Origin of the sequence: Sedimenticola selenatireducens, from assembly GCF_963675335.2 — a bacterium.
Classification (GTDB): Bacteria; Pseudomonadota; Gammaproteobacteria; order Chromatiales; family Chromatiaceae; genus Sedimenticola; species Sedimenticola selenatireducens.
In genome coordinates, this window is record NZ_CAXXYC010000003.1 from 109,428 (window position 1) to 135,079 (window position 25,652).

At 55.3% G+C, this 25,652-nt stretch carries 25 protein-coding genes and 1 tRNA gene; 20 read left to right on the top strand and 6 right to left on the bottom strand.

Annotated elements, in window-relative coordinates; all coding sequences use genetic code 11:
- Positions 1-44 precede the first annotated feature (44 nt).
- Together odhB and ACHZBF_RS04145 are read right to left on the bottom strand one after the other, a co-directional pair.
- Positions 45-1,244, bottom strand: coding sequence for a 2-oxoglutarate dehydrogenase complex dihydrolipoyllysine-residue succinyltransferase (odhB, locus tag ACHZBF_RS04140; RefSeq protein ID WP_029135055.1), 1,200 nt, complete (start codon positions 1,242-1,244; stop codon positions 45-47).
- Positions 1,245-4,106 (bottom strand): 2-oxoglutarate dehydrogenase E1 component, encoded by a 2,862-nt coding sequence (locus ACHZBF_RS04145; protein WP_029135056.1) that lies wholly within the window; start codon positions 4,104-4,106, stop codon positions 1,245-1,247.
- A 264-nt stretch (positions 4,107-4,370) separates the two neighbouring features.
- Here ACHZBF_RS04145 and ACHZBF_RS04150 point away from each other — a divergent pair, with 264 nt between their 5' ends.
- Positions 4,371-4,727 carry a hypothetical protein gene (locus ACHZBF_RS04150; RefSeq protein WP_037376228.1) on the top strand — a complete coding sequence of 119 codons (357 nt, stop codon included), beginning with the start codon at positions 4,371-4,373 and terminating at the stop codon, positions 4,725-4,727.
- A gap of 370 nt (positions 4,728-5,097) precedes the next feature.
- Here the strand turns inward: ACHZBF_RS04150 and ACHZBF_RS04155 are convergent.
- Positions 5,098-5,174, bottom strand: a tRNA-Arg gene (locus ACHZBF_RS04155).
- A gap of 203 nt (positions 5,175-5,377) precedes the next feature.
- On the opposite strand from ACHZBF_RS04155, the gene arsS reads away from it, so the two are divergent.
- Genes arsS through ACHZBF_RS04170 form a run of 3 tightly spaced genes read left to right on the top strand, consistent with a single transcriptional unit; the run spans position 5,378 to position 7,657 of the window.
- A complete protein-coding gene (gene arsS, locus ACHZBF_RS04160) occupies positions 5,378-6,343 on the top strand; it encodes an arsenosugar biosynthesis radical SAM (seleno)protein ArsS (protein ID WP_029135057.1) in 966 nt (321 codons plus the stop codon).
- Complete coding sequence (locus ACHZBF_RS04165; protein WP_321527747.1) at positions 6,336-7,037, top strand: TIGR04283 family arsenosugar biosynthesis glycosyltransferase; 702 nt, start codon at positions 6,336-6,338, stop codon at positions 7,035-7,037. Before arsS ends, ACHZBF_RS04165 begins: the two co-directional genes overlap by 8 nt.
- On the top strand, positions 7,037-7,657 hold the full coding sequence (locus ACHZBF_RS04170; protein ID WP_273440831.1) for a TIGR04282 family arsenosugar biosynthesis glycosyltransferase: 621 nt from the start codon (positions 7,037-7,039) through the stop codon (positions 7,655-7,657). Before ACHZBF_RS04165 ends, ACHZBF_RS04170 begins: the two co-directional genes overlap by 1 nt.
- 455 nt (positions 7,658-8,112) lie before the next feature.
- Here the strand turns inward: ACHZBF_RS04170 and ACHZBF_RS04175 are convergent, their stop codons facing one another.
- From ACHZBF_RS04175 to flgA, 3 genes are all read right to left on the bottom strand, one after another.
- Positions 8,113-8,595: a flagella synthesis protein FlgN gene (locus tag ACHZBF_RS04175; RefSeq protein ID WP_273440832.1), complete on the bottom strand. Its 483-nt coding sequence runs from the start codon at positions 8,593-8,595 to the stop codon at positions 8,113-8,115.
- A gap of 3 nt (positions 8,596-8,598) precedes the next feature.
- The gene (flgM, locus tag ACHZBF_RS04180) at positions 8,599-8,925 is read right to left on the bottom strand and encodes a flagellar biosynthesis anti-sigma factor FlgM (RefSeq protein ID WP_321527748.1); all 327 of its coding nucleotides are present in this window, start codon (positions 8,923-8,925) and stop codon (positions 8,599-8,601) included.
- Between the two features lie 134 nt (positions 8,926-9,059).
- Positions 9,060-9,785, bottom strand: a complete 726-nt coding sequence (gene flgA, locus ACHZBF_RS04185; RefSeq protein WP_169720434.1) for a flagellar basal body P-ring formation chaperone FlgA — start codon at positions 9,783-9,785, stop codon at positions 9,060-9,062.
- Positions 9,786-9,976: 191 nt separating this feature from the next.
- On the opposite strand from flgA, the gene ACHZBF_RS04190 reads away from it, so the two are divergent.
- The 16 genes from ACHZBF_RS04190 (at position 9,977) to ACHZBF_RS04265 (ending at position 25,604) form a co-directional block, all read left to right on the top strand.
- Positions 9,977-10,921 (top strand): chemotaxis protein CheV, encoded by a 945-nt coding sequence (locus ACHZBF_RS04190; protein WP_029135062.1) that lies wholly within the window; start codon positions 9,977-9,979, stop codon positions 10,919-10,921.
- 61 nt (positions 10,922-10,982) lie between these two features.
- Positions 10,983-11,801 carry a CheR family methyltransferase gene (locus ACHZBF_RS04195; protein WP_321527749.1) on the top strand — a complete coding sequence of 273 codons (819 nt, stop codon included), beginning with the start codon at positions 10,983-10,985 and terminating at the stop codon, positions 11,799-11,801.
- A gap of 387 nt (positions 11,802-12,188) precedes the next feature.
- Positions 12,189-12,578: a flagellar basal body rod protein FlgB gene (gene flgB / locus ACHZBF_RS04200; protein WP_029135064.1), complete on the top strand. Its 390-nt coding sequence runs from the start codon at positions 12,189-12,191 to the stop codon at positions 12,576-12,578.
- A gap of 2 nt (positions 12,579-12,580) precedes the next feature.
- Complete coding sequence (gene flgC / locus ACHZBF_RS04205; protein ID WP_029135065.1) at positions 12,581-12,994, top strand: flagellar basal body rod protein FlgC; 414 nt, start codon at positions 12,581-12,583, stop codon at positions 12,992-12,994.
- A 78-nt stretch (positions 12,995-13,072) separates the two neighbouring features.
- Positions 13,073-13,753 carry a flagellar hook assembly protein FlgD gene (locus tag ACHZBF_RS04210; protein ID WP_029135066.1) on the top strand — a complete coding sequence of 227 codons (681 nt, stop codon included), beginning with the start codon at positions 13,073-13,075 and terminating at the stop codon, positions 13,751-13,753.
- Between the two features lie 23 nt (positions 13,754-13,776).
- Positions 13,777-15,060, top strand: coding sequence for a flagellar hook protein FlgE (gene flgE / locus ACHZBF_RS04215; RefSeq protein ID WP_321527750.1), 1,284 nt, complete (start codon positions 13,777-13,779; stop codon positions 15,058-15,060).
- A 155-nt stretch (positions 15,061-15,215) separates the two neighbouring features.
- Complete coding sequence (gene flgF, locus ACHZBF_RS04220) at positions 15,216-15,956, top strand: flagellar basal-body rod protein FlgF (protein WP_029135068.1); 741 nt, start codon at positions 15,216-15,218, stop codon at positions 15,954-15,956.
- 167 nt (positions 15,957-16,123) lie between these two features.
- Positions 16,124-16,909, top strand: coding sequence for a flagellar basal-body rod protein FlgG (gene flgG, locus ACHZBF_RS04225; RefSeq protein WP_029135069.1), 786 nt, complete (start codon positions 16,124-16,126; stop codon positions 16,907-16,909).
- Between the two features lie 15 nt (positions 16,910-16,924).
- Complete coding sequence (gene flgH / locus ACHZBF_RS04230; protein ID WP_037376232.1) at positions 16,925-17,635, top strand: flagellar basal body L-ring protein FlgH; 711 nt, start codon at positions 16,925-16,927, stop codon at positions 17,633-17,635.
- Positions 17,636-17,692: 57 nt separating this feature from the next.
- A complete protein-coding gene (locus tag ACHZBF_RS04235; RefSeq protein WP_037376298.1) occupies positions 17,693-18,784 on the top strand; it encodes a flagellar basal body P-ring protein FlgI in 1,092 nt (363 codons plus the stop codon).
- The gene (gene flgJ / locus ACHZBF_RS04240; RefSeq protein ID WP_321527751.1) at positions 18,784-19,818 is read left to right on the top strand and encodes a flagellar assembly peptidoglycan hydrolase FlgJ; all 1,035 of its coding nucleotides are present in this window, start codon (positions 18,784-18,786) and stop codon (positions 19,816-19,818) included. The genes ACHZBF_RS04235 and flgJ overlap by 1 nt, the downstream gene beginning before the upstream one ends.
- A gap of 165 nt (positions 19,819-19,983) precedes the next feature.
- On the top strand, positions 19,984-21,960 hold the full coding sequence (gene flgK / locus ACHZBF_RS04245; protein ID WP_321527752.1) for a flagellar hook-associated protein FlgK: 1,977 nt from the start codon (positions 19,984-19,986) through the stop codon (positions 21,958-21,960).
- A 2-nt stretch (positions 21,961-21,962) separates the two neighbouring features.
- Complete coding sequence (gene flgL / locus ACHZBF_RS04250; protein WP_321527753.1) at positions 21,963-22,724, top strand: flagellar hook-associated protein FlgL; 762 nt, start codon at positions 21,963-21,965, stop codon at positions 22,722-22,724.
- A complete protein-coding gene (locus ACHZBF_RS04255; protein WP_321527754.1) occupies positions 22,682-23,191 on the top strand; it encodes a flagellin in 510 nt (169 codons plus the stop codon). Before flgL ends, ACHZBF_RS04255 begins: the two co-directional genes overlap by 43 nt.
- A gap of 375 nt (positions 23,192-23,566) precedes the next feature.
- Positions 23,567-25,114 carry a flagellin N-terminal helical domain-containing protein gene (locus tag ACHZBF_RS04260; protein WP_029135075.1) on the top strand — a complete coding sequence of 516 codons (1,548 nt, stop codon included), beginning with the start codon at positions 23,567-23,569 and terminating at the stop codon, positions 25,112-25,114.
- Between the two features lie 61 nt (positions 25,115-25,175).
- Positions 25,176-25,604, top strand: a complete 429-nt coding sequence (locus ACHZBF_RS04265) for a flagellar protein FlaG (protein WP_051302755.1) — start codon at positions 25,176-25,178, stop codon at positions 25,602-25,604.
- The last annotated feature ends 48 nt before the right edge of the window (positions 25,605-25,652 follow it).

Here is a 25,652-nt window from a genome sequence, read left to right on the forward strand (position 1 = left end):
ACCGGCTCTGGTCGGTCTGTGCCTTTGCCTGGTGGGGCAGGCAACTATACCTGAAGCAGCAGGCGGGTCGGATCTTCCAGCATATTCTTGATAGTAACCAGGAACTGTACCGCCTCGCGGCCATCGATAATGCGATGATCGTAGGAGAGAGCCAGGTACATCATGGGCCGGATCTTGATCTCGCCATTGATCACCATCGGGCGCTGCTGAATGGTGTGCATGCCCAGGATGGCACTCTGCGGCGGGTTCAGGATCGGGGTCGAGAGCATGGAGCCGAAGACGCCGCCATTGGAGATGGTGAAGGTGCCGCCGGTCAGTTCTTCATAGCTGAGGGAGCCGTCATTGGCCTTCTTGCCAAAATCGCGTACCGCTTTTTCGGTATCGGCGAAGCCGAGTTGATCGGCATCGCGGAGAATGGGTACCACCAGTCCACGGGGCGAACCGACGGCGATACCAATGTCGTAGTAGCCGTGATAGATGATGTCCTTGCCATCCACCGAGGCGTTGACCGCCGGGAACTGCTTCAGGGCCTCGACCGATGCCTTGATGAAAAACGACATGAAGCCGAGCTTCACTTCGTGGTCTTTCTCGAACTTGTCCTTGTAGTTTTTGCGCAGATCATTGATCGCCTGCAGATCCACTTCGTTGAACGTGGTCAGGATGGCGGCGTTCTGTTGCGCCTCCAGCAGGCGCTCGGCAATACGTGCCCGCAGGCGTGTCATCGGCACGCGCTGCTCGGGGCGATCGCCCTCGACGCCGGTCTGGGTGATCTCACTCTCCTGGGTGGGTTGTGCCGTTTTGGCAGGGGCAGATTCCAGGCTTTCAATATAGGCGGTGACATCGGTTTTCAGGATACGGCCATCTTTCCCGGTGCCGACTATATCCTTGGGGTCGATGCCCTTCTCTTTTACCAATCTGCGCACCGCCGGAGTCAGGACCGGTTCATCATCGCCCGCAGCTTCGGCCGTGGAGGCCGTTGACGCTGCCGCCTGGGGCTGGGTTGCGCTTCCTTCCTGTATGGCTGTCAGCAGATCACCTGCCTGTACGGTTTCACCCTCGGCTGCGCTGATGTCGCCCAGAATTCCGTCAACCGGGGAGGGGACTTCCAGAACGACCTTATCGGTTTCCAGATCCACCAGGTTCTCGTCACGTGAAACCGCGTCACCCGGCTTTTTGTGCCAGGTGAGAATGGTGGCGTCGGCGACAGATTCCGGCAGCGCCGGTACAGTTACATTGATACTCATTTATGCAGGCATCCTTCGGTTCATTGAGTGATTGATTCGGCCGGTAAGGGCCTCGTCGATCAGGGTCTCTTGTTGTTGAACATGAATCGGGTAGTATCCGACAGCGGGTGCGGCAGCGGCTGGCCGCCCCACATAGTAAAGGTGTTTACCCTTGTCGAGCAGGGTATGGAACCGGTGTTTGATTTGATCCCATGCCCCCTGGTTTTGTGGCTCTTCCTGACACCAGATAATGCGCTCAACCTGGGTGTACTGGTCGACGATCGAATCAAATATCTCGCGGGGGAACGGATACAGCTGTTCGATCCGGATAATGGCCACATTGCGCAGTCCCCGCGCCCGGCGTGCCTCCAGCAGTTCATAGTAGACCTTGCCGGAACAGACAACGATATGTTCAACCTCGTGCGGGTCGAGATCATCGGTTTCACCAATGACCGGCTGGAATTCACCCTTGGTGAATTCTTCCAGGGCCGAGGTGGCCAGGCGGTGACGCAGCAGGCTTTTTGGTGACATCACCACCAGCGGCTTTCTCATCGGGCGCAGCATCTGCCGGCGCAGCATGTGGAATACCTGGGCGGGGGTCGTAGGGACACAGACCTGCATGTTGTGTTCTGCGCAGAGCTGCAGATAGCGCTCAAGACGGGCGGAGGAGTGTTCCGCACCCTGGCCCTCGTAGCCGTGCGGCAGCAGCATCACCAGGCCGCAGTAGAGACCCCACTTGGCGCCGCCGGAACTGATGAACTGATCGATGACAACCTGCGCCCCGTTGGCGAAATCACCGAACTGTGCTTCCCATATGGTCAGGGCCTTCGGCTCGGTGGTGGCATAGCCATATTCAAAACCCAGCACCGCCTCTTCCGAAAGCAGTGAATCGATCACCAGAAAGTTGGCCTGGTTTTCGGAAATGTGCTGCAGTGGGGTATGGCTTTCGCCCGTCAATTGATTGTGTAGTACCGCGTGACGGTGTGAGAAGGTGCCACGGCCGCAATCCTGGCCGGAGAGGCGCACCGGTATACCTTCCTCGACCAGCGAGGCGTAGGCAAGACACTCACCAAAGCCCCAGTCCACTAATTGATCGCCGGTGGCCATCTTGCGGCGGCCTTCAATCAGCTTGTTGACGCGGGCATGCAACTCAAAACCATCCGGTACCTCCAGCAGCCGGTTGGCGAGCAGCGAAAGTTTTTCCTGACTGATACTGGTGTCGGCGGGGTGTTCCCAGTCGATGTGCTGATAGGGTGCCCAGTTGACGTGGTAAGGGTAGTTAAGATCGGTCAGGGTCGGACGGGCCACCGTTGAGTTCTGCTCCAGAGAAGAACGGTAATCCTCCACCATATCCCGACTCTGGTCGGGGGTGACAATACCCTCAGAGATCAGCTGGTCGGAATAGTTTGACCGGGTCGTCGGCAGGCGGCGGATCTTCTGATACATCATCGGCTGGGTCATGGCCGGTTCATCAGCCTCGTTGTGGCCGTGGCGGCGGTAACAGATAACGTCGATGATCACATCTTTGTGGAAGCGTTGGCGATAATCCATCGCCAGGCGGGTAACGAAAATGACTGCCTCCGGATCGTCTCCATTCACATGGAATATCGGTGCCTGCACCATCTTGGCCACATCGGTGCAATAGAGGGTAGAGCGGGTATCCAGGGGGTTGCTGGTGGTGAAACCAACCTGATTGTTTACCACGATATGGATCGAGCCCCCGGTGGTGTAGCCGCGGGCCTGTGACATCTGGAATGTCTCCATCACCACGCCCTGGCCGGCAAAGGCAGAGTCACCATGGATCAGGATGGGCAGTACTTCCTTGCCTTCACGGTCTCCCCGGCGCTGCTGTCTGGCGCGAACGGAACCCTCGATGACGGGGCTGATGATCTCCAAATGTGAAGGGTTAAAACCCAGCACGACATGGGTGAAGCCGCTCGGGGTTTCGATATCGGTGGAGAAGCCCATGTGATATTTCACATCGCCGGAACTCTTGTAGCGTTCCGGACTTTTTTTGCCTTCAAACTCCTCAAACAGCTCCGCGGGCGCCTTGCCCAGGATGTTGGTCAATACGTTGAGACGACCGCGATGGGCCATGCCAATGGCCACTTCCCGGATGCCGTCCTGGCCGCCCCGCTGAATCAGTTCATCCAGCAGCGGGATCAGGGATTCGCTACCCTCGAGCGAAAAGCGTTTCTGGCCGACATAACGGGTATGCAGATATTTTTCCAGTCCCTCCGCTGCGGTTAGCAGGGTCAGCAGCCACTTTTTATCATCGGGGTTCAGGTCCGCCTTTGCCTTGGACCCTTCAACCCGTTTCTGAATCCAGCGCTTCTGGCGGGTATCGGTAATATGCATATATTCGGAACCGATGTTTTTGCCATACACATCCTTGATAAAGCTGATGATCTCTCTCAGTGGCATGCGATCGGGAGCGAACAGTGAGCCGGTATTGAATACCGTGTCCATGTCTGCCTCGCCGAGACGATGGAAGGCCGGGTCCAGGTCCGGTACATCTTCCATGTCGCGCAGGCGCAGCGGGTCCAGCGTAGCGTATTGGTGTCCGCGGACACGCCAGGCATTGACCAGGCGCAGCACGGCGGCCTGTTTTTCCGCCGCCCCGGGAGACATCCGTTCAGAAGTCTGTCTGGATGCGGGGCGCTTTTCCCTCGCCAGACGGGCAAAATTTGACCTGACGGGGCCGTGTGCAATATCCGGCGCCTCGTTGGCGGAGTCCTTGATAATGCTGTCGAAACGTGCCCTCCAGGCAGGGTCCACGCTGTTTGGATCTTGCAGATAGCTTTCGTAGAGGTCCTCTATGAAGGCGGCATTACCGCCGGAGAGGGCAGACGTGGTGCGTAACAACTCCAGAAGTGCGCTCATTTGGATGATCGGCCTATTATTTGTGGATGGGGGAGCATATAAGTGGATAGTAGCATAAGAGGTGCCTTTTTAAAGCGTTTTTATAAAATTAGTATAATCATCCAAAAAAATCCGTATTTTTGTGCGGAGCACAATTCGTTGAAAACTGCCGAATGGAACTAAATCACACTTATTCATGGAGTTAGGGTTTTATCCTGGTAGGGCGTTATACTCTCGGAGAGTTGAGGGATAATCCGGGATAAATCCTAAAAAAACAGCTTTTTTATGCAGGAACAGGAAAAAAAACAGAAAAAAAAGTGGGCGCGGCTCACCGTCAGTTCGCTGGAAGCTGATGTGGCCTATTTTGATGCCCGTTTGGCGCTGCTGAATGAAAAAAAGACCAGTTATTATCAGTTGGCACAACTCCGGGCCTATACCGAGTTGGAGCGTGTCCTGTCCGATATCCTGTCACGCCTGCAGGCGCGCCCGAAACAGCCGCCCGCGTCTGTTCCGTCGTCCGGTATTGAGGTGAGTATCGAATCGGAATCAGCCCCGCTGAACGGTGTGCTTTCAGATGGTGACAAGCACTCTGGCCTCTCGGGCCTGGAGAAAACAGAAATGTCATCGCCGGAGGCGAAATGAGGGTTGCCGGTATTGCCGCCGGTCATTGACCCTGGATATTTCCGGGCAACTCTTTTCCGATCACCCTCCAGTCCAGGGTCAGGTCGGATATCGCTTATCGCGCCTTGAAGTCGTTATCCAGCGCTCGCTGGCTGTCGGGAAGCTCTGTAGGATGTGGTGATTGATGGGTATTGCTCAGCTCATCTCTATACATCCGTGTTTATCGGAATGGCTGAATAGTCAAGTCGCAAATAAGATTTTGCGTGCTTACTCGCGGCTAACATACTCCTGAAAGCAGCTGAGCAAATGGGTAATCGGAAAAACCTTCGTTTGACTGCAATGAAATAGGCGGGCGCCTGTCCGGGTCCTTTATTATAGTGCGGAATGAAAATGGCGCCCCCGACACGATTCGAACGTGTGACTTCACCCTTAGGAGGGGTGCGCTCTATCCAGCTGAGCTACGGGGGCGGTGAGAACGCCGTCCGGGCCTGATAACCGGGACAACGGTAGTGAGTTCGCTTGGCGGCCTGCCATGAACGAGCCGCATTTTAGCATTTTTCGAGGGTTGTTTGGCAACCTGAGTGTGATCGTTGTTGGTGTAACGACGACTGAAAAGGAGTCGATCACTGTGCATTTAACGTATTACTGATTGTTGATCGAGGCTGTTTGCTATGTTGGATACCACCCATCTGCTTTCACCCACCACATTTCCTGCTATCAGCAGAGGGCGGCTGGAGACACTTCAGATTAATCTCGGTTACCGGTGCAACCAGACCTGCAAGCATTGTCACGTGAATGCAGGTCCGACCCGAACGGAGATGATGGGGCGAAACACCATCGATGATGTGTTGTGCTTTATTGATCGACAGCGGATACAGAGTATTGATCTGACCGGCGGAGCTCCGGAATTGAATGATCATTTCCGTTATCTGGTGGCGGAGGCAAGAGAACGGGGAGTCAAGGTGATCGATCGTTGCAACCTTTCCATCCTGGAGGAGCCGCAGCAGGAGACGTTGGGTCGTTTTCTGAGTCAACAGCAGGTTGAGATTGTGGCCTCGCTGCCTTGTTATCTGCAGGAGAATGTGGATCAGCAACGGGGCGCCGGTGTCTATGACGCCAGTATCCGCGGACTCCGACAACTGAATGCACTGGGATATGCCCAGGAGGGGAGTGGCTTGGTGCTGAATCTTGTCTACAACCCCCTGGGGCCCGCACTACCGCCTTCGCAGTACAGTCTGGAGACGGATTTTAAGCGCCGTCTCTGGGAGGATCATGGTATCCGCTTCAGTCAGCTGTTCACCATTACCAATATGCCGATTAGCCGATTTGGCAGTATGTTGCTGTCAAAGGGCGTGTTTCATGACTATCTGGACTTGCTTAAGAGTGCCTATAGCAGCGATAACCTTGAGACCGTTATGTGCAGAAACCTGCTGAGCGTTGACTGGCAGGGCTATCTCTATGATTGTGATTTCAACCAGATGCTGCAGATGCCCATAGTTCGCGAGGGAAAAGACAGGATCCATATCAGTGAAGTTTCAAGACAATCGCTGGATGGTTGGGCGATCCGCATTGCCGAACACTGTTACGGTTGTACCGCCGGACAGGGTAGCAGCTGTGGTGGCGCGCTGAGTGACTGATGCTCTGATGATCAGGAATACGGTGCTTTCGGTTGTTATCCCCTGCCTGAATGAGGCGGAGACCATTGTTCAGTTGCTGGAAACGCTGCAGGATGCCCGTGCCGAGGGTGTCGAGCTGGTGCTGGTGGATGGCGAAAGCATTGACGATACCGTGGCATTGGCAGCGCCACTGGTAGATAAGCTCATTGGTTCGGTTGTGGGACGGGCGCAGCAGATGAATGCCGGTGCGCAGGCTGCTGCTGGTGAGATTCTCTGGTTTCTTCATGCCGATAGTGTCATTCGGGCCGAATTTCCCCGGCAGATCATCTCCGTCATGGCCGCATCGGAGAGTGACTGGGGCCGGTTTAATATCCGGCTGTCCGGACGACATCCCATGCTGCGTGTCATTGAGTTCATGATGAACTGGCGATCCAGGCTCAGTGGTATCGCGACGGGTGATCAGGGTATCTTCGTTCGGCGAGAGCTGTTTGTGCGGTTGGGTGGGTTTCCGGCAATTCCGTTGATGGAGGATATCGCCATAACCAAGCGGCTGAAGAGATATTCCCGACCGCAGGTGATTGCCCGGTGTCTGATTACCTCCAGCCGTCGCTGGGAGCAGTCCGGGATTATTTCAACTGTATTGTTGATGTGGCGTTTGCGCTGGGCCTATTTTTTCGGGGCGGACCCGGCGCGGCTGGCTCAACGTTACCGTTGATGCGTTTTCCCGCTGCTCGTATTCTGCTGTTTGCCAAGGCACCCGTGCCGGGACAGGTTAAGACACGACTGATTCCTTCGGTCGGGGAACAGCGTGCTGCGGAGATTTATCGCACGCTTCTGGAGCGGGTGCTTGGGGAGGCGACCCGGGAGGTGGCGCCAGTTGAGATCTGGTGTGCCCCGGATACCCGGCACGCGGTTTTCCAGGCGGCAGCGAATCCATCCATTACTCTCTATGCACAGACAACGGGTGATTTGGGTCAGCGTATGGCCCATGCCGCGCGCAAGGCACTCACCCGGTGTGAGATGGTGCTGTTGATCGGTGGTGACTGCCCGGTGCTCAAGCGGGAGCACTTGCTCCGTGCCCTGGACTGGCTCAGTGCCGGTGCCGATGCGGTGCTGGGGCCGGCTGAAGATGGCGGTTATGTACTCCTGGGTATGCGGCGGATGGATGGGCAGCTGTTTTACGACATCCCGTGGGGCACGGATCAGGTGTTGAAGATAACGCGCGAGCGCCTTGCTCAATTGGGTTGGGTCTGGCGTGAACTTGAACCCCTCTGGGATCTGGACCGGGATGCCGATCTGCAGCGATACCTGCGCTTAAGTGGAACCGCTCAATAAACTTGCTTGTGAGTTGATCAATTTGTCGGATTACGTTGCGCTAATCCGATCTACAGTTTGGCGCTGTGGCTGTAGGTCGCGTTAGGCGAAGGCGTAACCCGACTTGCTTGTGGGTTGATCAATTTGTCGGATTACGCTGCGCTAATCCGACCTACAGTTTGGCGCTGTGGCTGTAGGTCGCGTTAGGCGAAGGCGTAACCCGACTTGCTTGTGGGTTGATCAATTTGTCGGATTACGTTGCGCTAATCCGACCTACAGTTTGGCGCTGTGGCTGTAGGTCGCGTTAGCCGAAGGCGTAACCCGACTTGCTTGTGGGTTGATCAATTTGTCGGATTACGCTGCGCTAATCCGATCTACAGTTTGGCGCTGTGGCTGTAGGTCGCGTTAGCCGAAGGCGTAACCCGACTTGCTTGTGTGTTTTCGCATCGTTCGCGGTTAAGCGCTTTTTATCTCTATCAGGCCTTTGCCAGTGAGTGGCCCGACTGATCCTGGTTGTGCTGCCCTCTGGCGCCGTAGGTGTTTCTGCTATCGGTACGTCCACAAAGCAGATCCAGTGCCTGTTTGTTGTGGCGCTGGCTGAGTGCCAGTATGCCGCCGTTGATTTCATTCTGCTCGCGCAGCTTGCCGGCAATAGCTTCCAGCTGGCGCCACAGACCAGCGCATGTAGCGGCGCTATTGGTTTGTAGAAGTTTGTTGATGCCTGTAGAGCCACCGGCAACCCCGAGTGATGTGAGCAGACGATCTCTCTGTCTGCCGCACTCCTGCATCTGGTCCACGGTCTGCTGTTTTTCTCTGCTGATGTCCAGAACCTGTTCCGGATCGTGTGATTTAAGCGCGTTCTGTTCACGCTGAAGTATTTCAGCAAGTGAGTGAGCGCAGTTCAGCTCGGTTGAGATGATCTGGCTGAGCCGGTTCTGCTGTTCGGCAGAGAGATTCATTGATTACTCCTGTTTGTCCAGTTGCGAAAATTGCCTTTCCTGGGCCAGTAGATTCTCCGCGGCATCTTCCGGTTCAAATGCAAAGTTGCCGGTAGCCAGGGATCGTTGTACATCAGAAACACGCTGCGCATCGGCGATCGGCAGGCTGGCAATCTGTGCTTCAAGCTCCTGCAGGCGGGTAGCCGATATCGTCAGGCTAACGGTATCGCTGCTGGTGCCGGTCGATTTTTCGCTGGGAGATGCGCCCGCTGTCTGTGTTTTGTCGGTTGCCTTGCTCTTGTTGCCCTCACCAGTGCTGATGGGTTGTCCGGACAGACCTTTGATTTTCATGCTGTTAACCACCTTGTAAAAAGTTCCCATCAGCGTAGCGGCCAAATGGGTGCAAGCTTTAATCAGAAAGTAGTTGGTTTGATGCTAAAAACCAGTGCCGGTTCACAATGGTGGTCGGTGTTTACCGGAATATCCTAGGTCGTTGCCTTGACTACCCCGGAGTCTATAACAGTCGCTTCTATTTGCCTGTTGGAACTGTTGTTCTCCACTTTGATGCGTTCCCCGACAGCGCCGTTTGATAGGGCCTTGCCATTCATGCGAACCTGCAATCCACCTATCTGGGCCACGATCACCACCTGACTGCCCTTTTTTACCGCGTGCTGGATGATCAGCTGCCCTGGTGTCAGAACGGCATCGGCACGCAACCGGCGTTTAAGCTTTTTGCCGATGGCCTGTTGGGGGTGTTCGATATATCCCCGATGCAGTCGGGCGACGTCCCGTTTTTCAATTTTGAAGTCCGCCGATGTAAGAATGGTGCCTCTGGGCAGTTCCCGGTTGGCGACTGCAATCTCTTTCATCAGTGACAGGGTTACCGGCACATAGAGCGTCCAGCCGCCGGTGTCGTTACAGCGCACGCCAACAGTTACACGGGATGCGTTTTTGCGACCATGGGGCATGAAAGTGTCCAGTTCCTGGTCGCATGCCGCCAATCGGAGCCGACTGTCCAGCCGCCCTGCCGCGACGTTGATCTCCTGGTTCTCTTCGTCAAAGTCATTCAGAACATGCTGCTCGGCTGCCGCCAGGATGCTCTCGTGGGGTTGTGTCTGCTCCTCCGTGGCGGATACTGCCGCCAGTGACCAGACGAGAAGCAGGATTGGCCAATAATGCCGCTTCCTGACCGCGGGTGTTAATCTGCTCATCACTTCACCTGTCCAAATATTCAGCTCATTCATTGCTGCACAAATAACATGCAATACCCATGCCTGATATAAGGGCCGCGTGATAAGGCCTGCGCATATCCTTTCCGCGGGTATTGAATGCAATCGGGCCTAAAGCAATAGACAGGTGGGTCGCTAACATCAGACAGAGATATTTGAACGGAGAGGTAGAGATGGCGGGTATCCTTGACGGTGTTGATCAAAGAACCAAGCTTGCGGGCAGGAATCGACTGGAGCTGTTGCTGTTTCGGCTCGCCGGCAGACAGCGGTTTGGTATCAATGTATTTAAGGTGCAGGAGGTGATTCAATGCCCTCCGCTGACCCAGCTGCCCGGCTCCCACCCGGTAGTCCGGGGTATCGCCAACATGCGTGGCAAAACCATTACGGTGATGGATCTCTCTCAGGCTATTGGGGGGCCTCCGCTGGCCAACATCGAAGGGCGTTTCGTCATCATTACCGAGTACAACCGCAGGGTACAGGGGTTTCTGGTGGGTTCGGTTGACCGGATTGTCAACATGAACTGGGGTGATATTCTGCCCCCGCCCAAGGGTGCGGCAAAAGGCAGTTACATGACGGCAGTTACCCGGGTCGATGAAGAGCTGGTGGAAATCATTGATGTGGAGAAAGTACTCAGCGAGATTGTCACGGTGTCGGAGGATGTATCCGAGGGCGTTATTGAAGAGGAGGCGATCGATGAGACCCAGCATGTATTGATTGCCGACGATTCCTCGGTGGCGCGCAATCAGGTAAAGCGTGTGCTGGATAAGCTCGGGGTGATGACCACGGTCTGCAATGACGGCAAACAGGCGCTGGATCAGTTGAAGGCGTGGACCAACGAAGGCCGAAGAGTCTCCGACTTTCTGTCACTGGTGATTTCGGATGTGGAGATGCCGGTAATGGACGGCTATACCCTGACGACGGAAATACGCAAGGATCCGGCGCTCGCCAATCTGCAAGTTATCCTCCATACTTCCCTGAGCGGTGTGTTCAATCAGAGCATGATCGAAAAGGTCGGGGCCAATTCATTCCTGGCCAAATTTGAGCCGGACGAGCTGGCCAGGGTGGTACAGACGCGCCTCAAGCAGCATAAACTGGAGTTGAAGGCGCTCTCCTCCTGAACAAGCGTAAATAACTCAAGCGCAATGGATAACAATCTCACAGTGCCTAGCGAGCCGGAATATGCTGTCACACGGTGATTACGAGGCGTTTCAGAAGTTTCTTGAAGATGCCTGCGGAATTGTATTAGGTGCTGGAAAGGAATACCTGGTATCAAGCCGGCTCGGCGGGCTGATGCGCGACTACGGGATTGCCACGGTGGGTGAGTTGCTGAACCAGCTCAACAGCGGCAGAAATCCACGGCTCAGGACCAGTATCATCGATGCGATGACTACCAACGAGACCTTCTGGTTTCGTGATATGTCCCATTTTCGCCTGCTGCAGGAGATGATCTGTCCGGAGATAAAAGCCCGTTCGGGCCGCTCGATCCGGATTTGGTCCGCCGCCTGTTCCTATGGCCAGGAGCCATACAATCTGAGCATGGTGGTACAGGATTATCAGCGGGCAAATCCCGGTGCACTGCCCGGCGGTGTCGATGTGGTTGCAACGGATATCTCTTCAACGGTACTGGCCGATGCAAAAAAGGGCATCTATTGCGGTATGTCCTCATCCCGCGGCCTGAGTCTGGAACAGCAAGACCGTTATTTCAAAATCAACGGGGATTGCCTGGAAGTGAGGCCGGAAATCCGCCAGCGTGTCAGCTTCCGCGAGCTTAATCTCACCAAGGGCTATGAAATGATGGGGCGTTTTGATGTGATTTTCTGTCGCAATGTCCTTATCTACTTCTCCAGTGAACAGAAGCGCGACATTATCAATCGTATGGCCCGGTCACTGAATCCGGGCGGTTATCTGTTTCTTGGTTCCACCGAGTCGCTTTCGGCCCATACCGACCGTTTTGAAATGGTCAGCAAGCTGGGTGGTATCGCCTACCGCCTGAAATAGCCAAACCGGCTACGGTTTGCCGCCGGGCAGCAGCCGCTTGCCGGTCACCGCTGCCGTATTTACCGCACCCCCGAACGCCTCAAGCGTCTGCACCACAGAGAACACCCGACCAATCGTAGGTCGCGTTAGCCGAAGGCGTAACTCGACAGACCGAGCGCTTTTGTCGGATTACGCTGCGCTCATCCGACCGACGATACTCAGCCGCCCACCGCACGCGGTTCGAGAATTCCCCAGGCCGGTCAGGACTTGCCGTCGCCGCGGCCCCCGGTTGCCGGTTGCCGCTTTCCTGCTTGCCGTATCTCTGAAAAAATCCCATAAAAACAATGAAGTGCAGAGTTGGCATGTTGTCTGCTAATAGGTTTTCAGGAAAAACCAGGAAGCAGACCTATGAGTTTTGACAAAATACTTGGAATCCATGCCCAGTCACTCCAACTGCATGCAAAGCGTGCCGAGGTGCTGGCCGGTAATATCGCCAATGCGGATACCCCGGGCTACAAGGCGCGGGATTTTGATTTCAGTGAAGTGCTTCAGCAACAGACCGCTCAGCAGTCCAAGCTAAGGACCACCCACCAGAGCCATATACCACTGGATAACGGCATCATCTCACCCAGTGAGATGGCGTATCGCATACCCAGTCAGCCGAGTCTGGATGGCAACACCGTGGATAGCCAGCTTGAACATACCGCCTACGCGGAAAATGCCATTCAGTATCAGACCAGTCTGCGCTTCCTCAGTGGCACCATCCAAACCCTCAGAAAAGCAATTACGGGGCAATAATCATGTCAATGTTCAAGATATTCGACACCGCCGCCTCCGGCATGAGTGCGCAGTCCCTGCGATTGAATACAGTGGCCAGCAACATGGCCAATGTGGACAGTGTCAGCAGCAGCGTTGAAGAGACCTACAAGGCCCGACAGCCGGTCTTCAGCGCGTTGCTGAATCAACTCAATCCGGATGAGCCGGCCGTGGGCGTTCAGGTGAAAGGAGTTGTCGAGAGCAATGCCCCCCTGAATATGGAATATGCCCCGAATCATCCCAAGGCCAATGAAGAGGGTTATATCTTCCGGCCCAACGTCAACGTCATGGAGGAGATGGCCAATATGATCTCCGCCTCGCGCTCGTATCAAAGCAACGTCGAAGTGGTCAATACAGCCAAACAGCTGATGGTTGCCACATTGCGATTAGGTGAATAAATCGTCAGCAGCGATTTTTTTGCGTAACCCCGTAGCGGTAAGGCGCAAGGACGCGCCGAACAATAAAGGAGCAGTTAAATGAGCAGTGTCAACGCAGCCAGTACCGACCAGCTATACCAGACCCTGGGTCTCTCGCGTGAGCTTGAGGAGAAGAAAGACAATGAACTGGGGATGGAGGATTTTCTTGAATTGATGGTGACTGAACTGACCCATCAGGACCCGACCAAGCCGATGGATAACAGTGAGCTGGCAACCCAGATATCACAGTTTGCCGCGGTCTCCGGTATTGATGAGTTGAACAACTCGTTCTCGAATTTTTCCGACACCATGATTTCCGATCAGGCACTGCAGGCAGCCAATCTCGTGGGGCGTGACGTGTTGGTGCCGGTCAATACCGGCAATCTTGAGGCGGGAGGATCCATTAAGGGTGTGGTTGGCGTTACCGAACCGGCCAGCGATGTCACGGTGCGGATATCCGATGCCTCTGGTGAGTTGATAAAAGAGATTCAACTGGGCACCCAGCCCAAGGGTGAAGTGAGCTTCACCTGGGATGGTCTGGATGAGAGTGGGGAGGCGGTAGCGCCAGGGCAGTACCAGATTGAGGCCCAAGCCAAAGTGGATGGTGAGAGTGTGACGCCATATACATTAATTGAGGCCCGGGTGGGCAGCGTCAGCATCGGCGGGGCAGGGCAGGGGCTTACCGTCAATCTGGCCGGCCTGGGGCCTGTGTCATTCAGTTCCGTAGCAGAAATCCGCTGATTATTTAACGAGGAGATTAGAGTATGCCTTTTCGCATTGCACTGAGCGGACTTGATGCCGCATCCACCGACCTTCAGGTGACAGGTCACAATATAGCCAACGCGGCAACCAATGGATTCAAACAGTCCCGCGCCGAGTTTGCCGATATTTACGCCAACTCCATCCAGGATGTCAGTACCACCTCGGCCGGCCGGGGTGTGCGGGTCAGCCGGGTGGCGCAGCAGTTCAGCCAGGGAAATATTGACTTCACGGCAAGCAACCTGGATCTGGCGCTGAACGGGGAGGGGTTTTTCACTCTGGCGGATGCCAACGGTAATACCTCTTATACCCGCGCGGGCGCCTATACGGTGGATCGGGATGGTTATGTGGTGAATCACACCAATGACCGTTTGCAGGTGTTTGCCCCGATCGGTACCAGCGGCACCAATTTTAATACCGGCTCGACAACCGATCTGCAGCTTCCAACCCTCTCCGGTACACCGTCCGCTACCACCAGCGCCAATGTGGCGGTCAATCTGGACTCCAGCGGAACCGCGACAGCGGCGGCTACCCTGTTTGATCCGGCAGTGGCTACCAGCTACGACAACTCAACATCGACTACCGTTTATGACTCACTGGGAACGGCGCACACCATGACCATGTACTTCAGGCAGTCGACAGTGGCGAATGAGTGGAATGTCTATACCACGGTCGACGGCAATATTGTTACGCCGACGACAAACTCAACCGCCGCCCCCTCTTCCGCCGCCTATCCCAGTGCGACGGTAAATTTTGACACATCGGGCGCATTGGTAACGGGATCGGGCAGTATTTCGGCCACCGGTACGTTGGCTTATAACGCCTACCCTATTGCCGGTGCGGCGCCGCTCAACATGACCTTTGATATGAATAACAGCACCCAGTTCGGGTCGGCATTTGCAGTCAATAACCTGACTCAGGATGGCTATGCCCCAGGCAGGCTGAGTGGCGTTGATATCGATAACACCGGTGTGGTATCGGCCCGTTTTACAAATGGACAGTCCACGGCATTGGGCAAGGTGGCATTGGCCAAGTTCAACAATCCGCAGGGACTGCGTCAGCTGGGTGATACCAGTTGGGCGGAGACCTTCACCTCCGGCAATGTGCAGATGGGCGAGGCGGGTACGTCCAGTTTTGGCCTGGTTCAGTCGGGCGGGTTGGAGAACTCCAATGTGGATATTGCCGAGCAACTGGTCAACCTGATCACCGCGCAGCGTAATTATCAGGCCAATGCCCAGGTGATCACCACCGCCGACACGGTGACCCAGACGATTATCAATATTCGATAAGGTCGGTGGCATGTAGGAGGCCCGCCCCGGGCCGAATTTTACGGGGGTTTCGAGAGCGACATGATTCGCGGCGAGGGCGCCGCTCCTACGGGGTGCGGGTTGTAGGGTGGGCACGTTGTTTGTGCCCACGCGGATGAAATTCACAGGAGAAGACAATGGATCGCATGTTATTTGTTGCGATGAGCGGCGCCAAAGAGACCTTGTTGGCCCAGTCAAATAACAGCAACAACCTGGCGAATGCCAGCACCCCAGGCTTCTTGGCCGACCTGCAGCAGTTCCGCAGCATGCCGGTGTTCGGGGATGGTTATCCCACCCGGGTCTACGGCATGAGTGAGCAACCCGGTGTTGATTTCAAGCACGGGGCGATCGTGCATACCGGTCGGGATCTGGATGTCGCTATCAATGGCGACGGCTGGTTTGCTGTGCAGTCACGCGATGGCGGTGAGGCCTATACCCGCCGTGGCGACCTCAAGCTGGATGCCAACGGCCTGCTGACCACCGGCAACGGTTTGCCGGTGATCGGCAATAGTGGACCGATTGCCATACCACCGGCGGAGAAGATAGAGATTGCATCCGATGGCACCATCTCCATTCGTCCCCTGGGTCAGGGGGCTGGAGAGTTGGCGGAGATCGACCGGATCAAGATGGTGGCGCCCTCGCTGGAGGGGATGGAGAAGGGGACGGATGGCCTGATGCGCCAGCAGGATGGCCAACTGCTGGAGGCGGATGCCGAGATACAGCTGGCAACCGGCTCGCTGGAAAGCAGTAATGTCAATATCGTGGATTCCATGGTGGACATGATCGATTTCTCCCGCCGCTTCGAGATGCAGGTGAAGATGATGAAGACGGCAGAACAGACGGATGAGTCCTCAGCCAGCATCATGCGTATCGGCTGACCCGATGGTTGCAAAAAGCGAACTGTAGGAGCGGCGCCTCGCCGCGAAATCGGCCCGGGGCGGGCCTCCTACAGGTTGATAAAAGCGATGGTCGGGTTAACGTGGTTGGCACGCAGATTGCCTTCACTATTGTTAGTCAACAAACAACGACAAGAGGATGACACCCTATGTACCCCGCACTCTGGATAGCAAAAACAGGATTGGATGCGCAGCAGACCCGCATGTCGGTCATTTCCAATAATCTTTCCAATGTCAGTACCACCGGGTTCAAACGGGATCGTGCCTCGTTCGAGGATCTGATCTACCAGAATGTGCGTCAGGTCGGCGCGCAGTCGTCACAGGACACCCAGCTGCCATCGGGTCTGGCCATCGGTACCGGTGTACGCACAGTGGCCACGCAGAAGCTGCATACCCAGGGCAACATCATGCAGACCGGCAACTCGCTGGATATGGCCATTCAGGGTCGGGGCTTCTTTCAGGTACTGCATCCCGATGGTTCCATTGTGTACACCCGCGATGGCTCGTTCGGTATGAGTTCGGATGGACAGATCGTGGACAACAATGGCTATGCCCTGGAGCCGGCTATTACCGTCCCGGCCAACACCCTGAGTATCACCGTGGGCTCGGATGGCGTGGTCTCGGCTTTGGTGTCGGGTAACAGCACGCCGACCCAGATCGGTACCATCGAGCTGGCGGATTTTGTCAACCCGACCGGATTGGCGGCAGTGGGTCAGAACCTGTTCCGGGAGACCGCGGCCAGTGGTGCCCCCACGACGGCTACCCCGGGTGTTGACGGCGTGGGTACGGTCAATCAGGGCTCGCTGGAAAGCTCCAATGTTAACGTGGTGGAGGAGATGGTCAACATGATTGAGACCCAGCGCGCCTACGAGATGAACTCCAAGGCGATCTCCACCACCGACGATATGTTGGCCTATGTGAGCAATCAGCTCTAACAACAGGTACTTGAGATGATGAATCGGCTCTTCTCCTTAATGATGCTGGCATTGACCGCCGTCGCACTGGCCGGCTGTAACACGGCTCCGGTGCGCGACCCGGCGTATGCGCCGATTCGCCCGGTGGTGGCCGCGCCGAAACCGGAAGGCAATGGCGCCATCTACCAGGCCGGGTATGAGCAGTCCTGGTTTGAAGATATGCGTGCCCGCCGTGTGGGTGACATGCTGACCATCGAGCTGGTTGAGAAGACTGATGCGAAAAAAAGCGCCACCACCGAAGTCAGCAAATCCAACAGCAACAGCGTCACCAATCCGACCCTGCTCGGTTCCACGCCACAATTCAATGCGCCGGGCTTGCTGCCGCTGGCCAGCAATCGGGGTAACAATCTCGGATTCTCCCTGGAGTCGGAACACGATTTTTCCGGTGAGGGTGACAGCGAACAGAACAACGAGTTGACAGGCAATATCACCGTGACGGTCATCGAGGTGCTGCCCAATGGCTATCTGGTGGTCCGTGGCGAGAAGCGGATCGGCATTAATCAGGGCAATGAGTATGTGAAGGTGTCCGGCATTGTGCGCCCGGCAGATATCGATGCCACCAATACCGTGCTTTCCACGCGTCTGGCCGATCCGACCATTGTCTATGTTGGTGATGGTGCGGTGGCCGATTCCAATGTGATGGGCTGGCTGGGCCGGTTCTTTATCAGCGCCCTGATGCCCTTTTAGGTGAATTGTATGAAACAGTCTATAGCGTTGCGTTCCCTGTTGCCGGCCAGTATCCACATGAGCATCGGCCTTCTGGCACTGCTGCTGTTTGCCGGCGTTGCCCAGGCGGAGCGGATCAAGGATCTTGCTTCCATTGCCGGGGTGCGTACCAACCAGTTGCTCGGTTATGGCCTGGTCGTGGGCCTCAACGGCACCGGCGACAAGAGCAGTTCCGCCCCGTTCACGGAGCAGAGTCTGAAAAGCATGCTGACCCAGCTCGGTATCGTGGTGCCGCCCGGTACCCGGATTAATCCGAAAAATGTGGCGGCGGTGACCATCAATGCTGATCTGCCTGCGTTTGCCAAGCCGGGACAGAAGATCGATATCACCGTCTCCTCCATTGGTGATGCCAAGAGCCTGCGTGGCGGCACGCTGCTGATGTCACCACTGAAGGGTGCCGATGGCCGGGTCTATGCTATTGCCCAGGGCAACCTGGTGGTGGGTGGGTTGAGTGCATCGGGTGCGGATGGTTCCAGTATCACCATCAATATCCCCAGTGTCGGGCGCATTCCCAACGGCGCTACCGTCGAGCGTACGGTCACCTCCGGCTTTGGTCAGGGGACTTACCTGACCCTCAATCTGCATGAGGGTGACTTCACCACTGCCAACCGGATGGTTGAGTCCATTAACAAGGCTATCGGTCCGGGCGCCGCGCGTGCGCTGGATGCTACATCCGTCCGGGTCAATACCCCAATCGATCCCGGTCAGCGGGTCAGCTTTGTCTCACTGATCGAAAACCTGCCGGTCGAGCCTGGCGAGGTGGCGGCGCGGGTGATTGTCAATTCCCGTACCGGTACGGTGGTGATCAGCAATCAGGTGCAGGTTTCTCCCGCTGCTGTTTCCCATGGCAGCCTGACGGTAACCATTAGCGAAAACAGCCAGGTCTCCCAACCTGAAGCGTTCTCCGGTGGTGCCACCACCGTAGTGCCGCGCTCCGATGTCAGTGTGGCCGAGGGCGGCAGCCGGATGTTCCTGTTCAACCCGGGCGTGACTCTCAATGAGGTGGTTCGCGCGGTCAACCAGGTGGGTGCGGCACCGTCCGATCTGGTGGCTATTCTGGAAGCGTTGAAACAGGCGGGGGCCCTCAAAGCCGAGCTGGTGGTCATCTGATGGATCTGGCTAGCGCGTCAATCTATACCAACATGGAGGGCCTGACGGCGCTCAAGGCCCGGGCATCCGAAGATGCCAAGGGTTCGCTGGATCAAGTGGCGCGTCAGTTTGAATCCCTGTTCGTGCAGCAGATGTTGAAGAGCATGCGCCAGGCCGGCCTGGGTGAAGGACTTATGGATAGTGAGCAGAGCCTGTTCTATCGCGACATGTACGATCAGCAGCTCTCCATCCATCTGGCTGAGAGTGGCGGAATGGGGCTGGCGGATGTCATTAAGCGGCAACTGGGCGGTGCTGATGAAGCGGGAGCTGATACCGTCCCGACGGCGAAAACGATCGAAGATTACCGGCGACTGGCCATGGCTGTAAACATGTATGGCGCACCGGAGTCAGGCAACGCGGAGAGGGCGGGCCGTGTGCGCCTTGACGGCGTTACAGTGTCCGGTGGTGTAGAAGGAACACCTCGTACAGATGCTGGGCGGAATAAACCAGCAGTGGGCGCCGAAATTGCCGTGGGACAACCGGACCCGAAAAACTGGAGTGCTGAAGAGTTTGTCGAGAATCTCTGGCCCTGGGCGACCGAGGCTGCTGGTCTGATAGGCCTCAAACCGCAGGCCCTGTTGGCCCAGGCAGCGCTTGAGACCGGTTGGGGAAAGAAGCTGATCCGCGCAGCCGATGGTGCACCGGCCAATAATCTGTTCGGGATCAAGGCGGATCGACGCTGGGAAGGCGACCGGGTAAGCGTCAATACCCTGGAATATGAGGCGGGTACGGCGGTAAAGAAACGGGCCTCTTTCCGCTCCTATGACTCGCTGCGGGACAGTTTTCATGACTACGTGGATTTTCTGCAATCGAATCCTCGCTACGGCGAGGCGCTGGGAGCCACGAAAGACAGTCAGGCCTATTTTACTGAATTACAGCGGGCCGGTTATGCGACCGATCCGAATTATGCGAGTAAAATCAATGCGGTATTAAACGGGCCAGAAATGACCCGGGCGGTGGAACGACTCAAGCTTGAGCATGAATGGTCGCTATGAAATTCACGCGGGTCGTCAGTGGGATTAACGACGTAGGAGAGGCATTTAGGCATGAAAAGCGAAAATCGCAGCTAAAGCAGCTCCTACAAGGCATCGATCGTAGGAGCGGCTTCAGCCGCGAAAGGCATCAATCGTAGGCGCGGCTTCAGCGACCAGGACAGACAGATGGCAGGCATACTCAATATAGGTACATCGGCACTGCTCGCGTTTCAGCGCTCGCTGACCACGACCGGGCACAATATTGCCAACTCGGATACCGAGGGGTACAGCCGACAGCGGGTCAATCTGACCGCCCGAATTCCGCAGTTGACCGGGGCCGGTTATATCGGTTCGGGAGTACAGGTGGGAGAGGTGCAGCGCCTGTATGATGACTTCCTGGCGGGCCAGATGCGTGCATCCCAGTCGTCCGCTTCCGAGATGGAGAGTTATTTCAGCCACGCCAGCCGGATAGACAATGTATTGGCGGATCCCAATATCGGGCTGGATCCCGCCATTCAGGATTTCTTTAATGCCACGCAGGTAGTGGCGGATGATCCCTCCTCCATCTCAACAAGGCAGGTGATGTTGTCGGAAGCGGGTGCCATGGTCAATCGCTATCATGACCTCAGCCGGCAGTTTACCGATGCAAATAATCAGCTGAATCAGGAACTGGCGGATGTCGCCAAGGAGATCAGTGATCTGGCCGAGGCGATTGCCCAGGTCAATCAGGGTATTATCGAAGCGTCTGGTGCAGGGGGACCTTCGCCCAATGATCTGCTGGATCAGCGGGAGGTGCTGCTGAACGAACTCTCCAAGCTGGTCAATATCACGGTAGTCCCGCAGGACAACGGGGCGTTGAATGTCTTTATCGGCAAGGGGTTGACCCTGGTCATCGGTGGAACCAATGCAACACTGACAGCCGTCAACAGCAGTAGCGATCCCAGTCAGCGTGATATCGCCTTCACCAATGTTTCCGGAACCCAGGTAGTTACTGATCAACTGGCAGGCGGCGAGCTGTCCGGGTTGCTTGATTTTCGAGATGAGATTCTCAAGCCCGCGACCAACCAGCTGGGCCTGGTGGCTATCGGGATGACTGACAGGATCAACAGCCAACATCAACAGGGTCTGGATCTGGATGGTAATTTGGGTGGGCAGTTCTTTGCTCCTCACAGTGTCGGCGTGCTGAGTAATGCCAACAATGCGAGTGCTGCCCAGGTGACGGCCGCTTATATTGATACCGGCAATCTGACGGCCAGTGACTATGAGTTGCGCGCAACCAGTGTGGCCGATCAATTTACCATGACCCGGCTATCTGACGGCCAGGTAACCACGATCAATACAGGTGGAGTCTATCCCCATACCACGGCTGAGATAGACGGCATATCTATTTCGATCTCCGCAGCCGCCACAGCGGGTGACCGCTATCTGATCCAGCCAACGCGAAATGCGGCCAGTAACATGGAGCTGTTGATCAGTGATCCACGAAAAATAGCCGCGGCCGGCCCCATCCGGGCTGCACAGACAACCAACATCGGCGGTGGTCCCAATCAGGGCACGGCTGCCATTTCCCAACCGGACTACAGCAATACCAGCAACATTCCGCTTGCCGGAAGCATAACGCTCGAGTGGAGTGCCACCGCTCATGGCGGGGCTCCTGGATTCGCTGTCACCGGTGGTCCCGGTGGCACCATTGCCTATGATCCAGCAACCCAGACAAACGGCGCCAGTTTCTCCTTCCCCGCCTATGGCGGGATGAGCTTTAACATCACCGGCACACCTGCCGCCGGAGACCGGTTTGTTATCGAAAATAACAGCAGTGGTATCGGTGATAACCGTAATGCACTCAAACTGGCTGATCTGCAATCCTCTAAATCCATGCTGGGCTCGACAGGTGGGGGGCTGGAGACAGCCACTTTTCAGGGGGTCTACAGCCAACTGGTTTCAGATGTCGGCTCAAAGACTCATCAGGCCGAGGTCAACTTCAATGCCACCGATGGACTGCGGGAGCGCCATAAAAATTCGCTCCTTTCGATCAGTGGCGTCAATTTGGACGAAGAAGCTGCCAATCTGATCAAGTTTCAGCAGGCCTATCAGGCTGCGGCGCAGGTGATTACAGTTTCCAATACCCTGTTTGACTCGCTGATCGGAGCAATCCGGAGGTAACTATGTTACGCATCTCAACCCAGATGATCACCGAGCGCAGCCTGAGTTCCATGCTCCGGCAGCAGAGTGAACTGAACGATACCCAGCAACAGCTTTCCACCGGCAGACGGGTGTTGACGCCCTCCGATGATCCGGCGAGTGCGTCCCGGGTATTGGGGCTGAACCGCGCGGTCGACACACTATCCCAGTATCAGAGCAATATTGATCGGCTGACCTCCCGCCTGGAGACGGAAGAGGGGGCGCTTGATGGTATTACCAATCTGTTACAGCGGGTCAGGGAACTGACAGTAGAGGGTAATAATGATGTGTTAACGACGCTTGATAAAAGTGCCATTGCCTCTGAAATCAGGCAGATAGGCGATCAGCTGTTTTCCATGGCCAATTCGAGGGACAGCGGGGGCGAGTACGTTTTTGCCGGCTATCAGTCCGGTACCCGGCCCTTCTCTTATGACCTGGGTGTCTACAGCTACAACGGCGACAGTGGCCAACGGGAACTGCAGATCGCCTCGGATCGCACCGTGGCGGATGGGGACAACGGATTTGATACGTTCATGAATATCGCGACCGGGCCGATTGCCACGGTCAATGTGGCCGCGCCTACCGACCCGGCGCCTGCCGCCATCACTGCAGGTGATATCACCATTGATGGTGGCAACGGCAATGGGGCAATCAGTATCGGAGCCTTGCGCTCGCGGCCAATCCGACGCAGCGAGCGGTCCAGTTGCGAGATGCCATCAATGCCATCAGTGGTCAAACCGGGGTAAGGGCCGAGAGTAACACTGCACCGCCTGACACCCTGACCCTGACCGCGGTTGGGGGCACGGGCGTGACGGTGAATATCGCCGGTACTGCCACCACGGCCAATACGGGTCTGACAACAGGTGCAACCGCGCCGGTGACTTCAAAGCGGAGTGTATTCGAGACTCTTGACCTGCTGGCCGCGGATCTGGAGGCCGGGAAATCAGTAGATCGCTATATCACCGATGTTCAGCTGGCGATGGACAATGTCATTGAGGTCAGAACCACCGTGGGTGGCCGTTTGAATTCCATTGAAGAGCAGCAGACGGTGAATGAGGATCTCAAGCTGAACCTGGAAATCCACCGTTCTGAGGAGCGTGATCTGGACTATACGGAGGCTATCTCCCGGTTTGAGAGCCAGATGACCGCCCTGCAGGCCGCTCAACAGGCCTATGTGAAGGTAAAAGGGCTTTCCCTGTTCAATTACCTGTAGGAGGCCCGCCTCGGGCCGAATGCGCGGCGTGGGCACACAAGACGTGCCCATCCAACGTGTCTGAAGTTGTAGGTCGTGTTAGCTGAAGGCGTAACCCGACAAGGTTTCCGATACAGGGAGCGTGGATTGATTGTCGGATTACGCTGTCGCTAATTCGACCTACGAGATTGATTTTTATGTAAAAATTAAACGGATATTTTTTGTAATGGCATTCGCAAGATTTTTTGTTATTTCGCTTAAAGAATCCCTGGATACGGCCGTTACAAACATCGGAGGCGGTAAATATCAGAAAATTGTTCCGATATATCCGCCAAATATCAACCTGACCCCGAGGGCACCCGATGCGGTAGCTAAAGGGGAATAAGGAGCAAGACAATGGCACAGATTATCAATACCAATATTGCGTCCCTGACCGCACAGCGCAATCTGAACAAATCCCAGAGTTCAATGGCTACAGCCATGGAACGGCTCTCTTCCGGTCTTCGTATCAACAGCGCTAAGGATGATGCGGCTGGTTTGGCAATTTCTGAACGGATGACTTCCCAGATTAGAGGGTTAAATCAGGCAATTAGAAACTCAAATGACGGCATATCTCTTTCCCAAACTGCGGAAGGGGCGTTGGGTGAGATTACTAATAATTTACAGCGTGTACGTGAATTGTCTGTACAGTCAGCAAATTCAACTAACAGTGCTTCTGACAGGGCGGCACTTGATGAGGAAGTGCAGCAACTGCTTGCAGAAATAGACCGTGTTGCGTCGCAAACTTCGTTCAATAATCAACGTATTCTGGATGGTACTTTTGGATCAGCCAGCTTCCAGGTTGGTGCAAATGTTGGTGAAACTATATCAATCAACCTCGCAACAAGTATGCGTACTACATCAATTGGTAAAACTGCTGACTACGTCAATAGTACTACCCAGTTTGATACCACTAAGGCAGTTGGTTCACAAGGAACTGGTGTAAATACTAGTGCTATCGCATCAGGTAATGTCACTATAGCCATTGGGAGTAATTCCGCCGTCACCGTTGGGGCGTCACAGGACTATTCTTCAACAGGCGCTGGACGAACAGCAGGTAGTGCCTATTCAAAAGCTGACGCTATTAATTCGGCTGGTATTAGTGGGTTAACTGCTGTCGCCGATACGACGGTTCAGTTAGACCTGGCCGCCAACGCCGTATCTGCTACAAATACTGGTTATAGCCTGTCGCTCAATGGTGTGGCAATTGTAACGGGATATGATGGTACTGCCGACGGTGCGATGAGTTCCGATACGCTTGTGTCGCTTATCAACTCAAATGCAAGTGCATCGGGTGTTACAGCTTCGTATGATAGCGCAAATACCAGAATTACGTTAACTGCAAGTGATGGCAGAAATATAGCGGTTTCGCAGACAAACACAACAACCACAACAGATGGTTTTCAGGGTATTGAGGGTGATAACAACGCTGTTAACACCACAACTGACTTTACGCCAGGTGCAAGTGGTGCAGCGGCAACAGCTACGTATGGAGGTACTCTCCGTCTCATATCTGCAGAGTCAATTGCTGTAGCTGGGACGGCTCCGGCGACAATTGGATTTACTACGGGCTCTATGGCACTTGGCAACTCAGCACTTAGTTCATCATCAGTAACGACGGTTGCAAATGCTAATACAACTCTTACTCGCGTTGATGCGGCGTTGTCTTCAGTGAGTACCCTTCGTAGTACTTTTGGTGCAGTTCAGAATCGTTTTGAAACAACTATAGCTAACCTGAGTGTGACGTCTGAAAATCTCTCAGCCGCCCGTTCCCGCATCCAAGATGCCGACTTCGCCGCTGAAACAGCCGCGATGACCCGTTCGCAGATCCTGCAGCAGGCGGGTGTGGCAATGGTTTCCCAGGCGAATGCGCTGCCGCAGAGCGTATTGTCACTTCTCCAGTAATCTGGGCGAGGGATGGGGCATTGAAAAAATTGCCCCATCCCGCGTTAAATAGGTGATCGCCATGGTGAATGAAATCTCGCAAAGTGTATTGAGCGGCCTGTCCGCGCAATCAAAAGGAGCTGCAAGCAGTACCGTAAGGGTGCGGGAAAATTCTGAAATCCAGCGGGTGGCTCAATCTGCACAAATCGCTTCCAGGGGTGAGGCCAAGGAAGAACAAAGGCCTACTGCAGCGATGGATGGACAGACGCTTGATAATGCGGTTGAACAGTTGAACCAGTTTGCTCAATCTGTTCAGCGTAAACTGGAATTCTCAGTGGATGAAGAGAGTGGAAAGACCGTTATCAAGGTTATAGATAAAGAGTCTGGTGAGATGGTGAGGAGTATTCCATCTGAAGATGTGCTGGATATGCAGCAGAGGCTCAGGGAAACGAGTGAAGCTATTTTTAAAGGTAATCAGGGAATATCGCTGCTGTTTGAAGCAAAGGCATGATTCTCTGGACGGGTGACAGGGACGTCACTGGATTTAATTTGATTAACA